This window comes from Acinetobacter sp. Root1280, from assembly GCF_001425285.1.
Classification (GTDB): domain Bacteria; phylum Pseudomonadota; class Gammaproteobacteria; order Pseudomonadales; family Moraxellaceae; genus Acinetobacter; species Acinetobacter guillouiae.
The window spans coordinates 91,242-108,107 of record NZ_LMED01000002.1; the positions used below are offsets into that span (position 1 = coordinate 91,242).

At 37.4% G+C, this 16,866-nt stretch carries 13 protein-coding genes and 1 pseudogene; 4 read left to right on the top strand and 10 right to left on the bottom strand.

Features of this window, described 5'->3' with window-relative positions; genetic code table 11:
* Positions 1 to 51: 51 nt before the first annotated feature.
* The 7 genes and pseudogenes from ASC84_RS04170 to ASC84_RS04200 form a co-directional block, all read right to left on the bottom strand.
* Positions 52 to 1,002, bottom strand: coding sequence for a LysR family transcriptional regulator (locus ASC84_RS04170; protein WP_056512051.1), 951 nt, complete (start codon positions 1,000 to 1,002; stop codon positions 52 to 54).
* 145 nt (positions 1,003 to 1,147) lie between these two features.
* Positions 1,148 to 1,975 carry an NAD(P)-dependent oxidoreductase gene (locus tag ASC84_RS04175; RefSeq protein WP_056512053.1) on the bottom strand — a complete coding sequence of 276 codons (828 nt, stop codon included), beginning with the start codon at positions 1,973 to 1,975 and terminating at the stop codon, positions 1,148 to 1,150.
* Positions 1,976 to 2,425: 450 nt separating this feature from the next.
* A complete protein-coding gene (locus ASC84_RS04180; RefSeq protein WP_056512056.1) occupies positions 2,426 to 3,682 on the bottom strand; it encodes an acyl-CoA dehydrogenase family protein in 1,257 nt (418 codons plus the stop codon).
* 32 nt (positions 3,683 to 3,714) lie between these two features.
* A pseudogene (locus ASC84_RS04185) lies at positions 3,715 to 4,965 on the bottom strand (SfnB family sulfur acquisition oxidoreductase).
* 231 nt (positions 4,966 to 5,196) lie between these two features.
* On the bottom strand, positions 5,197 to 6,588 hold the full coding sequence (locus tag ASC84_RS04190; protein ID WP_056512060.1) for an LLM class flavin-dependent oxidoreductase: 1,392 nt from the start codon (positions 6,586 to 6,588) through the stop codon (positions 5,197 to 5,199).
* A gap of 298 nt (positions 6,589 to 6,886) precedes the next feature.
* Positions 6,887 to 7,795: a DMT family transporter gene (locus ASC84_RS04195; protein ID WP_056512063.1), complete on the bottom strand. Its 909-nt coding sequence runs from the start codon at positions 7,793 to 7,795 to the stop codon at positions 6,887 to 6,889.
* Positions 7,796 to 7,985: 190 nt separating this feature from the next.
* Complete coding sequence (locus ASC84_RS04200) at positions 7,986 to 8,486, bottom strand: YaiI/YqxD family protein (RefSeq protein WP_154130113.1); 501 nt, start codon at positions 8,484 to 8,486, stop codon at positions 7,986 to 7,988.
* Between the two features lie 245 nt (positions 8,487 to 8,731).
* Between ASC84_RS04200 and ASC84_RS04205 the strand changes: the two genes are divergently transcribed.
* Positions 8,732 to 9,661 carry a hypothetical protein gene (locus tag ASC84_RS04205; RefSeq protein ID WP_004724362.1) on the top strand — a complete coding sequence of 310 codons (930 nt, stop codon included), beginning with the start codon at positions 8,732 to 8,734 and terminating at the stop codon, positions 9,659 to 9,661.
* A gap of 869 nt (positions 9,662 to 10,530) precedes the next feature.
* Here the strand turns inward: ASC84_RS04205 and serC are convergent.
* Entirely contained in the window at positions 10,531 to 11,610 is a 1,080-nt protein-coding gene (gene serC / locus ASC84_RS04210) for a 3-phosphoserine/phosphohydroxythreonine transaminase (RefSeq protein ID WP_056512066.1), read from the bottom strand.
* A gap of 348 nt (positions 11,611 to 11,958) precedes the next feature.
* On the opposite strand from serC, the gene ASC84_RS04215 reads away from it, so the two are divergent.
* Positions 11,959 to 12,771 carry an AraC family transcriptional regulator gene (locus tag ASC84_RS04215; protein ID WP_056512069.1) on the top strand — a complete coding sequence of 271 codons (813 nt, stop codon included), beginning with the start codon at positions 11,959 to 11,961 and terminating at the stop codon, positions 12,769 to 12,771.
* A gap of 39 nt (positions 12,772 to 12,810) precedes the next feature.
* On the opposite strand, the gene ASC84_RS04220 is transcribed toward ASC84_RS04215, so the two are convergent.
* Together ASC84_RS04220 and ASC84_RS04225 are read right to left on the bottom strand one after the other, a co-directional pair.
* The gene (locus tag ASC84_RS04220) at positions 12,811 to 13,407 is read right to left on the bottom strand and encodes a LysE family translocator (RefSeq protein WP_056512125.1); all 597 of its coding nucleotides are present in this window, start codon (positions 13,405 to 13,407) and stop codon (positions 12,811 to 12,813) included.
* An 85-nt stretch (positions 13,408 to 13,492) separates the two neighbouring features.
* The gene (locus ASC84_RS04225) at positions 13,493 to 13,903 is read right to left on the bottom strand and encodes an SRPBCC domain-containing protein (protein WP_056512074.1); all 411 of its coding nucleotides are present in this window, start codon (positions 13,901 to 13,903) and stop codon (positions 13,493 to 13,495) included.
* Positions 13,904 to 14,101: 198 nt separating this feature from the next.
* Here ASC84_RS04225 and ASC84_RS04230 point away from each other — a divergent pair, with 198 nt between their 5' ends.
* On the top strand, positions 14,102 to 15,595 hold the full coding sequence (locus tag ASC84_RS04230; protein WP_056512128.1) for a TolC family protein: 1,494 nt from the start codon (positions 14,102 to 14,104) through the stop codon (positions 15,593 to 15,595).
* Between the two features lie 13 nt (positions 15,596 to 15,608).
* Complete coding sequence (locus ASC84_RS04235) at positions 15,609 to 16,865, top strand: HlyD family secretion protein (RefSeq protein ID WP_056512077.1); 1,257 nt, start codon at positions 15,609 to 15,611, stop codon at positions 16,863 to 16,865.
* Position 16,866 lies beyond the last annotated feature (1 nt).

A 16,866-nucleotide genomic window follows, 5' to 3' on the forward strand; every position in this document is an offset into this window, starting at 1 on the left:
ATTAATGTTAAAAGAATAACTGTTCTTAAGCTGTTAAGTTTTAAAAGTCCTCTAAACTTCAGGCTGATCAGCATGACCCAATAACTGACTGGGTAAAGGCATTGAGTTCACCTGACTAAAAATCTCATAACACATATGTCTTAACCACTGATGGCTAGTTTTATGGTGACATGACATATGCCAATACTGCTTAATCGAATAAGTCGGAAACGAAATTGGTGCTGGAAAAATTTGTAAGTTTCCTCGTGACAACAAGACCTCACTCAAATAATAAGGAACGGTTGCAATCGAGTCAGTATCTTGCACCACCAATCCAACACCAAGATAACTCGGGATACGCATCAATACATCACGTTTTAAATCCAAATTTAACAACTCATTGGCGATGTGATAATGCCCCACACCCGCATCAATATCGATGTGTGATTCACTCAAGTACTGCTCAACGGTCATGCTTTGTTGAGTTAATCGTGGATGGTCTTTAGATGCAATCACCACATAAAATTGTTCGAATAATTTTTGTTGATAGAAACCATTTTCTAATTGCGGTAAAAAACCAATCGCCAAATCAATTTCACCATTTGCCATCTGATAACTGGTTTCAGAGGTGATGGCGCGAACATTTAATTTGACATGCGGTGCATGTGCTTTGAGATATTGAGAGATTTTAGGCAATAAAACTAAGTGAGAAACATCCGTCATCGCAACTGTAAATTGTTGCTGTGATTCTGTTTCATCAAAATCCACACTAAAATTATTAATAATTTCAACTTTACTCAGTGCTTCACTGATCAAAGGATAAAGTTGTTTAGATAATTCTGTAGGCACCATTTCATTACCAATCCGTAAAAACAACGGATCGTTATAATGAACACGAATTTTGTTCAGAATATTGCTTACTGTAGGTTGGCTCATCGCTAAATGATCTGCGGCAACAGAAACACTTTTAAACTTGTAGATATAGTAAAAAATACTGAGCAACTTACAATCTAACTCATACACGAAATTACATCTCACTCATTTTTAGATTCAATATTATATATTCTGCTTTTTTATAAAAATTTCCAATGTTTTAATGTACCGATTTTAAACAATCAAACCAGGATTTTAAAATCGGTACGAATTATTGGCGCGATCCGTTCAGCAATTATTCTTTAACAAACAAATCAACCATCAACTCATCCTCTGAATCAGCATAGCGATATTCAGTAAAATCTGTAATACCCGACTCTCGTAGGATTTCTTCATCAATCAACAAACGTCCTGTTAAAGCACGTTGCTCACTGTTTAAAATACGATAAGCGGCGTCTGCCATAATGTTCGGTTTACGAGCTCTGCTAAATAATTGCTTACCGCCTAAAGAAAACTCAATTGCAGCTGTGGCAATAATCGTTCTCGGCCATAGTGAGTTTACACTCACTCCATAACTGGCAAACTCTTGATTCATCCCTAAAGTCAGCATACTCATGCCATATTTAGTAATGGTATAAGGTGCATAGCTGGCAAACCATTTTTCATCCAAGTTTAACGGCGGTGAAAGATTTAAAATATGTGGATTGTCACTGTTTTTTAAGTACGGTAACGCAGCTTGACTACATACCATCACAGCACGTGTATTAATCTGATACATTAAATCGAAACGGTTTGGATCAAGTGTCTCTACCCCAGACAGTTTAATCGCACCAGCATTGTTAATTAAAATATCAATTCCACCGAAATGCGCTGCTGCTTGTTTCATGGCAAGCGCAACCGCATCTTGATCACGTACATCCAGTTGAAGTGCTAAAGCTTGACCACCTTCCGCCTCAACTTCTTGAGCAACAGTAAAAATCGAGCCTCCTAATTTAGCATGCTCTTGTGTAGATTTTGCAGCAATCACAATGTTCGCACCATCTTGTGCAGCTTTTAGTGCAATCTCTCGCCCTATTCCTCGGCTTGCACCGGTAATAAAAAGTGTTTTTCCTTTAAGCGACATGATTTCCTCGTTGTATTTGTTTTTTGCTGTACTAGGGTCTGTTGATATTTCATAAATGGCTTGCGTTGTAGGCTAAAATTGAGCAGATAAGGCATGAAACGAAAAGAATAGCGAGACTATTTTTGAGTTTCATAACGCAGACTGAGATAATTTTAGCCACAACCCTACGGGACTAGTGTGTTTTTTGCCACTATGTCGTTACAAACTACTCATTTAGAATGACTAAATTTCGTATTTCGCGCCTCATATCGTCTAAAAAACACTCGTTGTCGCAAACATAGAAGAAGTGTCAACAGACCCTAATCTACTTAACTTTGTTTTCTCCTCATAGTACCAAATCTGCCATTTTGTATACTCATGAGTACAATAATTATTGTTTTTTATGGTCTTTATAAAAATCAAAAGCTTGCATAAGCAAGCCTTGGACTAAAGGTGGTTAAAATTTAAATTCTAGGCAGCGCCAACTTTTGGACTTGTTCCAATTTGCCAAACAAAAGGCAATGGTTCACGATTGACTTCCCAATCACCAATCACTTTTTCCTTATATACGACTGGATTATGTGAAGATACGACCCGCGCATTGCGCCAGAAGCGATCAAGTTGTTTTGTGGTGGTACTTGCAGATGCGCCAAGCGCATTAAATAACTTACTGGTTAACTCCAAGACTAAATCAGAAATAACCACCTGCCCTTGTGCTGCCTCTAATTCAGCATCATTATTTGCTTGAATATTTTTTACTTCGGATTCACTAAAGTGACTGATATATGCACGCTGCAAAGCTTCTGCTGTTTGAGTGGTAATACTTTCACTTGCATAGGCTTGTGCGGAAGCTTTACCAATCACTTGTAAAATCTGCGGATCATTACGTACTAAATCAGCATTGCCATGACTAAAAATACGATCACGCTTTTGTACTTCATGAATAAATGTTGCAACTGCTGACTGTGCAATACCCGATAAGGTCGCCAAATGAATCACTTGGTAGAATGCAGTTTGATATTTAAAACGTTGCTCAAAAGGCAAAATATGGTCTGCTTCGATTGCAACATTGCTTAACGTTAAAGTGCCACTCCCCGTAGTTTTTTGACCGAAACCATCCCAATCATCCTGTACTTCAACCCCAGAAGCATGTCGAGAAATCGCTGCAATAACATGCTGATCAGTACGTTCATCATAGGCAAATAAATCAACCCAATCCGCAAAGATTGTACCTGTTGAATAGTACTTCTTCCCATTGACCAACAATTGATTATTATTTTGAGTCACACGGGTAATCACATCACCAATTTTTACATGACCAATTTCAGTCCATGCATTCCCCACCAAATCCCCTTGCACAAAACGTTTAAACCATAATTCTTGATTCTTAAACTTATGTGCATTTAATCGATCTTCAACAAAAGCGAAATGCCCCCGCAATGCTTGTACAATATTTGAATCGGCCTGAGCTAGTTCAGTGAGCAATTGAAATAACTGAGGTAAAGACACCCCATCTCCACCAAACTTGACTGGCACACGTAATGCACCAAAACCCGCATGTTTTAACCAGTCTATTTGCTCATACGGCAATATACGCTGTTGCTCGCGCTCAACGACACCTTGTGAAATCTTTTCAAAAATTGCACGATATTTTGATGCAACCTTCTCATAGTCTGCTGAGATTGATAAATCTTCAATAAAACGGTTTTGAATATCTAAGTTACCCATTTTTTCTCTCCATCTGTTGGTTATTTTTATTCTTAACTCCACGCATGGCGTGGTAAGTGAATGTTATTGAGATAATAATTACCGACTAAATTAAATTTCCAACGTACAGGATCATGCAAAGTATGAGTACGTGCATTACGCCAATGGCGATCTAAATTTAATTCAGACAATGTTGAACGAGTACCTGATAATTCAAATAATTTATTAGAAGCCAGAATGGCAATTTCAGTTGTTAATACCTTGGCTTATGCGACCAGTAATGCCGCCTGATTAACATTCTCTTCAGATGGATCGGCGATTGCTTGATCAATTGCATCACCAGCCAAGTCTAAAACAGCTTCGGCTGCACGTAATTTGATTTTTAACTCCCCTATACTTGCAATGGTATACGGATCATCGCTGGCTTTTTCTAAACCTGAGTCAATCCAAGGGCGTGAATGTAAGCGTACATATTGAATCGTTTCATCAATTGCACCACGAGCAATACCAGCATCTACTGCGGCTTGAATAAATTGAGAAATAGCACCTGCTGCTGTAGGTCTTTCAAAGGCTTTGTGAATCGGCACAATATATTTTTCATCGACTTGAACTTGTTTCAATAACACAGTTCCACTCGCTGTGGTTCTTTGTCCAAATCCAGACCAATCATTAACAATTTCCAGACCTGTACTGGTTCGTGGCGTTAAGGCAACCACAGGCAGCCCCTCTTCATTAACTGCTACGACAGGTACCCAATGTGCCAATAAAGCCCCAGTAGCAAAGAATTTTTGACCATTAATTTCATAACCTTGGGCTGTTTTATGTATTTTGGTTTCTAAGTCAGCAACGGTCTTGCTACCTTTTTCTGAAAACGCATTGCCCAGACGCCGACCTTTTAAAATTTCAGCAAAGAAAAATTGTTGCTGCTCAGGACTGGCATCTAAACGGAGATGCTCAATAAAAGCCCAATGATTTTGAGCAATTTGTCCAAGTGAAGGGTCTACACTAGAAATGGTCTTCACCACTTCCGCTAAAGTACGATATTTCACTTCAGCCCCACCAAATGCCTGAGGAATATTAATTCCCCATAAACCACTTTGTGAATAGAGCTGTATCTCCTCAAGTGGCAAACGACGTTCATAATCACGTTGCGATGCTTCTTTGGCAAACTCTTTGGCCAAATTTTTCGCTACTTGAATGGCTTCCGCATCCGATTGAATAACATGTGCATCATGATTCAATTCAAAAAATTGCAAAGGAACCGCTGTCTGAGAAGAAAAGTTTTTTTGGTTTAAATCCGTCATTGTTGTTACTCTTTTAAATAAGCATAGATTTAAACTAGCACTATTTTTTTATACTATTTATACGAATAAATGCATTTATTATTCAAAACAAAATCATAAATTTATCATTAAAATTCATAACTATTAAAATCATAAAAAAGCCCACATTATGTGGGCTGGGCTCTAACTAATAAGCTCAATCAATATGCAATAAATAATTATTTAAAATGCATATTTAAAATTAAATTTAAACTAACTTGCTTGTGCCAATCTATCCGTATTCTCTTTACGATATTGTGCACCTCGATGATTCTCTGGCAAATAAGCACTTTGTTGAAATAGTTTTTCTCGTAAAGTCCCCTGACGATATTCTGTTTGATAAACACCACGGCGTTGTAGCTCAGGTACAATAAAATCTACAATATCAATAAAAGTTTGATGAGCAAGAATATAAGCTAAATTAAAACCATCGACATCGGTATCTTCTACCCATTGTTGTAACTCATCTGCAACCGTTTGTGCTGAACCGACCAATACAGGACCATTTCCCCCCACACTATTCCAATGGGCAATTTCTTCAATTGTCCAAATACGGTTAGGATCTGCATTGACATAAGCATCTAACATCGATTGAATCGCATTGGTTTCAATATACTCAACTTTATCATGAGGTTGATACTGTGAAAAATCCACACCAGACCAACCAGACACCAATGTCAATGCACCATCATAGCTTCCATAAGACTGATATTCTTTAAATTTCGCCTGTGCCTTTTGATCCGTTTCATCGGTTACAATTGACAATAAGGTATAAATTTTAACCGCACAAGGATCTCGTCCTTCCTGCTTTAATTTTTCACGAATACTTTGAACAATTTTCTTGGCTGCTATTTTTGACGGTGGTGCAATAAAAATACATTCTGCATTTTGGCTTGCAAATTTTTGTCCCCGAGCTGAAGCACCTGCTTGGTACAGTACAGGCGTGCGTTGTGGCGAAGGTTCACAAATATGAATACCAGGAACTTTAAAGTATTTCCCCTCATGTGAAATAGGATGAACTTTTGTATGATCTGCAAAGATCCCAGCCTGCTTATCTCTTAAAACAGCATCGCTTTCCCAAGACCCTTCCCACAACTTATATAGCACTTCTAAATACTCATCGGCAATATCATAGCGATCATCATGATTTAATTGCGTATTTAGACCCAAGTTTTTAGAACCACTTTCCAAATAGGAGGTGACGATATTCCATCCCACCCGACCTTTGGTAAGATGATCTAATGTACTGATTCTTCGTGCAAAAGGATAAGGATGTTCAAAAGATATTGATGTAGTTACACCAAAACCTAAATGCCGTGTTACCGCAGCCATCGCCGGGACAATTTGCAAAGGATCATTGACCGGGACTTGTACTGCACCTGTTAATGCATGTTCTGCACTGTGATGGTAAACATCATATATCCCGAGTACATCCGCAATAAAAATGCCATCAAACACGCCCTTTTCCAAGATTTTAGCGAGATCAGTCCAATACTCAATATCTTTATATTCTGTCGAACGATCTGAAGGATGACGCCATAAACCAGGAGATTGGTGGGCAATACAATTCATTTCAAAGGCGTTAAAGCGGATCTGCTTCGTCATTTCTCTTCAACTCATTTTGGTTATTATTTTTATCCTATGCCATTTATCTTTATTCTTTTATCTCAATATCTTCAATTATTATCATGATTGCTTTTATCTAAAATGGTGAAGTGAATATACTATTTTATAAAAAGTGCTTTATTTAAAATGACTCATATTGGCCTTCATCATTCTGTAAGTATCATGATTAACTTTGTATAAAAATTAAAAACACATCTTATTTAAAAAGCATGAATCCAAACTTAGTTTGAGGTTAATCACTCTGCATAAAACCTAAAGGAAAAAGAAAAAATCGATGCTAATTTTCAATCTTTTTAGCCAGCAATTGACGTGCTTTAAAATCTTTATAAAAGTATAAAATTAGTCCAAAGATCAAAACCGCCGCACCAATAAATACACTCATTGTCGGTTTCTCATTATTGAGCATCGCACCTAAAAACATGGCAATCATTGGGGTCATCACAGTCGTCAATGACAAGGTTGTAGCTTTAATATTTTGCACCAATTTAAAATAACAAAACATCGCCAGTAATGAAGCCATCAATACGGTATAAATCAACGCCAATAATGATTTGGTTTCGGGAATATGCGTAGGTGCATACTGCCAAATAAAAGGAATAATACACATTGCAGCCAAGGTAGAAACCAAGATTGAACCTGTTGCTTGCGCCATTGGAACGACATCTGCATTTACTTTTTTTACCCAAAAGATGGAAAAAGCATAGGTAAATACACTCATCAACATCAACAAAATTCCAACAGGATGAACATGTTGACTTGCCCCGCTACTGGTACAAATAATGGCAAGGCCAACAACAGCAACCAGCATCCCAAGCCATTGAATCCCCAGTAATCTTTGACCAAAAACAAAACGACCAATAAGCCCTGCCATAATTGGAGCTAACCCAAACATCAAAGCAATAATACCTGAACTTAAATAACTGGTTGCAGCATAGGTAAAAATTTGCGAACCAATCAGACTAAATGAGCCTGCTAAATAACTATGTAAAGCAATTTTATTGCACGGTAATTTAACTTTTAAAATCAGCAATAGAATTAAAGCAATCGGCAAGGCGATAAAAAACCGCAAAACCAAGGCCCACATCATATGTAAATCTGCCACACTCCATACAATTGCCAAAGGCGTACTTGCCCAAATGAAGACCAATAAAATATAGGTCGTCATCAGGTTGGATTTGGAGGGCATATAGATTCCTAAATGACTGCTGGATGTGAATTAAAATGTGCTGGGTTTAAAAATGAATTTCTACATTGATCTTTGCAAATTCACTTAAATCTTAATCAAGCAATGTGAAGATCTATTGAAAAGCAAGGTCGAGTCATTCAAAAGGTCGAAAAAATCAGTCGCAGATGATTATTCAAAGCATGAGTTAAACTTATATCGAAGTCTTACGTTTCTGCTTGAGAATGGTTTGGTCTAGGCTACTCGAAAATTCACGTTTATCACGCTCAGAAATCGGTGGTGGTCCACCTGTTTGTACACCTGCACCGCGCAAAGTATCCATAAAATCACGCAAATGTAAGCGAGCTTTGACATTGGCTGAAGTGTACACCTCTCCACGTGGGTGAATTGCCACACCACCCTTTTCAATAACCTGTGCTGCTAAAGGGATATCCTGAGTAATCACAATATCATTCTCCCCCATACGATCAACAATTTCTTGGTCAGCTTGATCTGCACCCGACATTGCTTGAATTGAGTTGATCCGTACAGACGGCGTAATACCTACAGGCTGGTTTGCAACAAAAGTAACTTCCAATTGATAACGGTCTGATGCACGTAAGATCACTTCACGAAGAATTTTAGGTAAAGCATCTGCATCGACCCAAAGTTTAAATGGCAGCACACAACATCTCTGATAAAGATTTTTCAACATTTTAACAAAATGCCGCTTCGCTGTCCTATGCATATTCTTTTATTTATCGCGAAAATCTTTAACAACTTCGAGATCCAATCAAACTTTGCATCTCGCTTTTGGTGATTAAAAGTACAATTTAGGGCGTGGTTTATGGCAATTGAGTTTAATATTCTGGTTTTTCTTATGATTTTACATTTCAGGACTTGAAATCTAGCAATCATCCTCGATTTAATAGCATAAGAGAGGCATTTAAAATCGTGAAAATGAACAATCAAAACAGACCTGAAACAATTATCATAGAAGATCAGAATTTTGGTAGCCATGTCGAACATTGGAGTCTATTGACTGAAAATCCAACGTCCGAAGTGCCCAAATGGTTAGGTTTGGCTTTGGATGCACCAGTGATGCCCATGGGGCTTTGTTCAAAAGAATGCGATATGGATGTATCAACTTGGTTAATCCAAGGTCCAAGCGGTTCTTCTGTACAGCTCTGTCAAGTGATTGATGTTGAGAATAACAAACCTAAAGCTGTAAAAACGGCTTTCCCAAGTTTTGAAAGTCCCTATCAATTAAATGCTTCTATTGACCGTATTATTACCTGTAAAACCAATACTCAAGCAGTACTTAGCTTAAAAGTAGGAACAAATAGTGTAGTTTATGCATTTGACAGTTTGTACAGTGTAAACGGCCATCAATATTTGCAAGATCAACAATATAAAGTTCAACTGAATGCATGGGCCTATGAACTTGAAAAAGTTTCTGACCATGAACAAATCATTGTTGATGATCCTGCTTCAATCAAACACCATCGTGCGTTGAACGATATTCTTTCACAAAATAATGGTATTGCACCTGAAAACCTTCAAGAGCAAATTGATGCATGGGAAGCAAAGTCAGAAGATGATAAAGCGCCTGTTACTGTTGATTTTTCTAAAATGGTGGCATACCTCTATGGAGAAACCCTAGGGCAAGAGGATGAGGCTTGGTTTCAAGGTAAAGTGGTCGGTAAAACTCAAATGCAGTTTATGCAACAAGACTATACCCTTTATGATGTGACTTTAATTCTTGAAGAGAACCAACCCGCAATCTTAGTCCGTATCGCAACCAAGGATCCTGCTTTCAAAAATTTTGAAATTGGACAATATATTCGCGGTAATATCTGGATTCAAGCAAACATTTATTCTGCTGCTTGATTCAAAAAACACATGATCAGCATGATGGAAAACCCATCATGCTTTTTTATTACATGTTTTGTAACATTTCTATTATATCTAAATAGAACCTCGCACTTTTTATCTTTTTGAATTCAAATTTACCAGTTATCCACAGTTTAAATTCAAAATTAAATAATCAGGCCTTTTTAAAACTATTTAAGTTGAAGAATATCGCCTGTTTATTTAAATAATAAATACATTCCCCTATTTGAAAAATCCCAAGAAAACGAATTCAAAAATAAATTTAAAAACAGCAGCTTAAGTATAAAAATTAAACCAATAAATATCATGATCTTGTTAAAAAATAGACTTCTTTTTTATACTTAAATCATATTATTTTCCATATAAAGACTAAAAAATAGTCAAGTTATCCACAATGTATCCACAAAATCATGATTATAAATTCATAATATTTTTATTAATCGGGAGATAATAAAAGCCACAACATATTAATAATGTAATTTAGCACTTTATTTAACCAGTCAATTATGTTAAAAATACGACGAACCAATAGGATTTAAACAATAATTTAAAAATCTAGGCTCAGTAATGAAAATTATACCTGAACAATCGACTAGTCTAATCAATCAAGTTAGTGGTTTTCACTTACGCTTGGATAAAGGAGCCTGCTGCTTTTTTGTTCTGGGTATGTTTTTAGCTGCAATGATGATCCATATATTAGGCATATTCCCAACGACTTAATGTTTTACGACATTTATCTCACATAAAAAAACCCCTCACTCTGGAGGGATTTTTTTATGTCTAGGGCTTTACCTGTTTACTCAATCAAAGGAGAAAATTAGGTCCTGATCGACCACAACAAATCATTTAAATGTTTTGAAGTGAGATTAGCCGTTACGTTGAGCAAAGTCATCCATAAAGTTGACAAGTGCTTGTACGCCTTTCAAAGGTACAGCGTTATAAATACTTGCTCGCATACCACCCACTGAACGATGACCCGCAAGATTGAGCAAATGATTTTCTTCAGCTTCTTTCAAGAATAATTTATCCAATGCTTCATCTGCCAAAGTAAACGGTACATTCATGATTGAACGGTTTGGAAGTGCGATCGGGTTATTATAAAAATCACTAGAATCAATATAACCATATAGCAATTTAGATTTTTCAAGGTTGGTTTTATACATTGCGTCTACACCGCCCTGCTCAAGTAACCATTCAAAAACCAAACCAGATAAATACCAAGCATAAGTTGCTGGCGTATTCACCATAGAATCATTCTTCGCTTGTGAACCATATTTTAACAAGCTTGGAATTTCAGGTTTTGCTTGATCCAATAAATCATCACGCACGATCACAAGGGTTAAACCTGCTGGGCCAATATTCTTTTGTGCTCCAGCATAGATCAAACCAAACTTAGATACGTCTAATGGTGCAGATAAAATACTTGATGAAAAATCAGAAACTAAAGGTTTATCTGTTTCTGGAATATTGGCAAATTGAATACCACCAATTGTTTCATTTTCAGCATAATGGACATAAGCCGCATCGTCTGACAAGTTCCATGTACTTTGCTCAGAAATTGCAAGCTTTCCATTTATGCTTGTTGCCGCTTCAACGATATTGATATCGCCATAACGTTGCGCTTCTTTAGTGGCTTTTTCTGACCAAATCCCAGTATGGATATAATCAGCTTTAGAATTTTTACCCAATAAATTGAGTGGAATTGCAGAAAACTGAAGTGATGCACCACCTTGTAAGAACAATACTTTATAGTTCTCTGGAATGTTCATCAATTTACGTAAATCTGCTTCTGCTTTTTCAGCGACAGCCACATAGTCTTTGCTACGATGGCTCATTTCCATGATGGATAAGCCTTTACCGTGCCAATCCAATAACTCAGCCTGAGCTTTTTCTAAAACGGCAGTAGGTAATGCAGCAGGACCAGCACAGAAATTGTACGCGCGCATGATTTTTCCCTTTTTAAAAGTGAAACGAATGAAATAGGCGCATTTAACCACAAATCGACCTTGCATGCAGTAGCTTTGTCAGTCAATATTTCAATATGTTTAGAGATTTAGAGTTGATAATTCAATTAACTATCGATATTGAGAGAAGCAAAATATTATAGCTAGACTGCTCACGGATATTTTAATCATCAGCCTGAAACATTGACTTATTGCGAACATGCTTTTCTAGCTGACTGCACAAGGCTAGAGCATCCGTTGCTCATATTCATATACGGATAAAACTCAATTTATAAGCTTAACTCAGTTATAATTTATCCAGCTTAAACTTTATTCATTGGTAGATGTTCAATGCCAACATCAAATCATCAGGATTGGATTCGCACAGCATCGGAAACAGATCGATTTGAACGTATCGAAGCATTTTTTAATGATCATGCCTATGAACCGCATCGGCATGATACCTATGCCATTGGTCGTACACTTTCAGGCGTTCAAAGTTTTCATTATCAAGGTGTCATGCAACATAGCCAGCAAGGTATGACGATGGTGCTGCATCCTGATGAAAAACATGATGGTGAATCAGGTACACAAGACGGTTTCCGCTATCGTATGGTGTATATAGAACCTGCAAAAATTCAATCTATTTTAAAGGGTAAACCTCTCCCCTTTATCGAACACGGGATCAGCACAGATCCTCGATTATTTAAAGCCACCAATACTTTTCTACAAAGCATTGAAAATCATATGGAAGTCTTGGAAGAAGAAGATGCGCTGTATGATCTGGCCATGGCTTTAAATGAAATTTCTGTTCAACCATTATCACAACGACTGAGTTTTGATTATCGTGCAGCAGAACAAGCTCGAGAATTTATTCATGCTGTATCTGAACGAAATATCAGCTTAGATGATTTAGAAAAAAATATTGGACGCGACCGTTGGAGTTTATCGCGCGACTTCCGCTTATTGTTTGGAACCAGCCCACATCGTTATTTAACCATGCGTAGGCTGGAAAAAGTTAAAATCAATTTAATCAAAGGGGCTTCTTTGGTTGCGGCTGCAACAGATGCAGGGTTTTATGATCAAAGCCATATGACCCGACATTTTAAACAAGCGTTTGGGCTCAGCCCTGCGCATTGGAAAAAGATTAATCATTTGCCTTAGGCGTAAATACACACAGATTCAGTTCAAGCTAGTGATTAATCACAGCAAATGCATTCCTACAATAAAATCGCGTAGCATTCCAAGTCCTGTAACAATCAGCATGATTGCCATAATTTTATTTAAATAATTAAACCATTTAGGATCAGAAATTTTATCTCCTAAAAACTTGCCCGCCAAAGCATATACAAATGGCGCTCCAGCAGCACCCATTGAAATAATCAAAGATACAATAAAAATCATTACGCCTGTAATTTTAGCCGCAGGATACATAATTGTCGTGACGGGTAAAATTACCAGAATCCCTTTAGGATTAAACAATTGAATTAAGAAACCATTTAAGAAGGTCAGTTGATGTTCGGCTTTTTCAGTACTTTCTAAATAGGCTGTCAACATTTTAACAGCCATATAAAATGTATACACCGCCCCGACCAAAGAAATATAGTGTAGCCAGTGGTGAGGAATAACAGCCTCACCAACATAGCCCAAAGTCAGAAATAGAAATAACATTGCACAACCCACCCCAATGAAAAAACCGATGGATTGTTTAAGCTGCCCAAGCAGTCCTGAATTCAATCCAATGAAATTTACAGGACCGGGGCTATACATCACACTCAAGGTATAAAGAAAGATTTCCACAACAACACTCAACTTTGATCTAAACGAATTTCAGAAGATCAAAGTAAGTCTGTGGAAATGTTTTGTATTGTACGTTTGTGCAGAACTAAACTTTATTTTCTACATAGCGTGCAAAATTATCTAAAATTGCTTGCCAACCTGCTTGCTGTTGCTCAATCGGATATATCGTTTCAGGATCAAAACTAATCCTCACCACAACAGCATCATTTTTTTGTTCAAAGTGAACTTCAGCATTTCGCTCGCCAAAAGAATAGGCAATTTTTTTATGGGGAATAATTTCAGTATATGTACCCGCAAAATCAAAGCCCATACTGCCATCTTTGGCTTCCATACGATTTGAGAATTGTCCACCTACACGTAAATCATTTTTAGAATTGACCGTGTGCCAATCCGCTGAAGCGGTATTCCATTGCTGTATATCCTCTGGATTATTATAAATATCCCAAACCAATTCGATTGGTGCTGTGACCACGGACTCAACGGTAATTCTTGCCATTTTTATTCTCCCTACATCTATTTTGAGATTCAATTTATTGATTGAATTATCATAATTTTGATTATAATTTAATCGGATTTATACTGATTATCGAAACTACAAAAACCACACATATTAAAGTATACATTTAGATTATTTATTCTAGTCATTCAAGGTTAGAATAGTCTCAAATTTAAACAAATGCTGATGATTTTTCAGATGAAATTTAAAACTTTCTATTCACTTAAAGCATTATCAAAATTGATACAAGTAAGCAGTTTTGCAGCCTTCAATACGGCCTTTGTATCTGTCACCTTTGCTGAAAATCTAAGCTATGTGCAAGCAGAACAATATTTACTTGAAAATTCTTATACCACTCAAGCCAATCAAGCACTCAATCAAGCGTCTAAACTTCAAGCAGAGGCTGTCAAAAATATTGGTCTACCTCGCATCGATTTAAATGTACGTGCCTATAAGTTTCATACTGAAACAGATATTCCGCTAAATGGGGTCAAAAATAATCTGGAACAGACGCTTTCACAAGGGGTGAATGATCGGGTTGATCAATGGCAATCTGAACAGAACATTCCCTCGAATATCACAGATCCTTTAAAACAAGGGCTAAACCAAGGAATTCATAGTGGTATTGGCCTAATTCCAGATACAGCCAATGTTGTCCTTGAAGATGAAGTTGTTCGTCCTACTGTTTCTGTGATGATGCCAATTTATACTGGCGGGATTACCTCGACAACAAAGCAGATTGCCAATTTAAAAGTTGAACGTAGTCAACTCGATACTAAACAACAGCAAGATACACAACGTTTTGAAGTGATTCAGGCGTATTTTAATGTGCAATTACAACAACAGCTGTTCAATGCCAGTCAATTCAATCTAAGTGCAATGCAACAACACTATGACAATTCACTCAAACTTGAAAAACAGGGATTTATTAGCAAAGGACAGCGCATGCAATTTGAAGTTGCGCGCAATAATGCCCAGCGTTCAGAACAAAATGCTTCAGCAAATTTACAAGCCAGTCAGTTCCAACTTCAAAATTTATTGCATAAATCCAAAATTGATCAACTGACGACACCCTTATTTGTCAATCGTCAGCAAAGCCAATCACTCAACCAACTCCTTACTTCTTATCCTGAAACTTCAAGCCTGGTTCGAAAAATGCAAATGGATACGCAGCTTGCCAATCAGAATGTCAAAATACAGAGCGCCGCAAAAAAACCAACCCTTTTTGCGTTTGGGGAATATAGTTTAGATCAAAACCAAAACTGGATTGTGGGTGTTGCTGCTCGCTACAACCTATTTTCAGGGATTGATAAAAACAAAAATGTCCAAGCCGCTGAATTACAAAGATATGCAACAGAACTTATGACAGCGCGCACCCAACAAGAGATTGAGAATATTATCTACAAATCCTATAGTGAACTCGCCACAGCACAGCAGTCCAATCAATTACTGCAACAAAATGAACAAGCAGTGTTAGAGAATTTAAGAATCCAACAATTATCATTTAAAGAAGATATGGGCACCGCCACTCAAGTCATCGATGCACAGAATCAACTCAGCCTACTCAAAACAGAAAAAGCACTCAATGCCTATAAATACGTACTCTCTCTAGCAACTTTGCTACAAAGCCATGGTTCTATTGAACAATTTAAAGACTACGTCAATCAAACTAATACAGATTATATTCGTTAAGATGGAGCATAAAATGACAAAACAGCATGACCATCACAATGGACAAAATGATTCATCTTCAACTTCGCAAGCTGATGCAAACTCAGATATTTCATCAAATGAAAATTTAGTTCATCCAGAAATGAATACACAAAACAATACAGATCCGACTGCTTTATCTGATGCAACTGTAGCGCAACAACCTACAGCCGACCAAATTGAATCTGAAAAAGAGACACCAATCAAAGATTCAGCACAGGAACAAAGTGCCGCAACAAACATCAACAACGATCAAAAACCATCTAAAAAGAAAACAATTCTGGTCATTGGCGCAATAATTTTAATTCTATTATTGGGATTGATTGCGTTTGGTCTATGGAAAAGTTATCAACCTAAAACAGTAGATGTTCAAGGACGTGTTGAGGCTGAAACATTACATGTCAGCACTAAAGTTCCAAGTCGAATAGAAGGCATCTTTGTCAGCGATGGTCAAAAAATTGAAAAAGGACAACTGTTAGTTACTCTAAGCAGCCCAGAAATTGCTGCCAAAAAACAACAAGCGCTGGCAAGTTTACAATCCGCCTTAGCCTTACAATCGACGGCAGACAGAGGTTCTCAACAAGAAAACATTGATACCTTATATGCCAATTGGCAAAGTGTAAAAGCGCAAGAAAATCTTGCAAAAATGACCTATCAACGCGGTGCTAACCTCTTTGCACAAGGGGTAATTTCACGTCAACGCCGTGATGAAATGCATGCCGCTGCACAATCAGCCACTCAAATGAGTGAAGCCGCTTATCAGCAATATGCACGTGCAAAGCGTGGCAGTACCGCTGAACAAAAATCTGGGGCTGATGCACAAGTCGAGATTGCAAAAGCCGCTGTTGCGGAAGCCAATGCTTTAGAGGCAGAAACCAAACTATATTCTCCTGTAAACGGCACAGTATCTAAAACTTATGGTAAACCCTCAGAACTGGTGGCTATTGGTGTCCCTGTTGTGAGTATTATTCAAGATGAAGAAAATTGGGTCAGTTTAAATGTCCGTGAAGATCAATACACCCAAGTTTATCAAGCAAAAAGCTTAGATGGTTTTATACCCGCACTCAATAAAACAGTGTCATTTAACATCAAAAATATAGATGCTGAGGGTGAGTTTGCAACTATTAAAACCACACGTCAGACAGGTGGATATGATATTCGTAGTTTTAAAGTCAAGCTTACACCCGCTGAAGCCGTGCCTGAATTAAAAGTAGGCATGAGTGTGATCTTTAAATTAAAAGAGAGCCAATAAG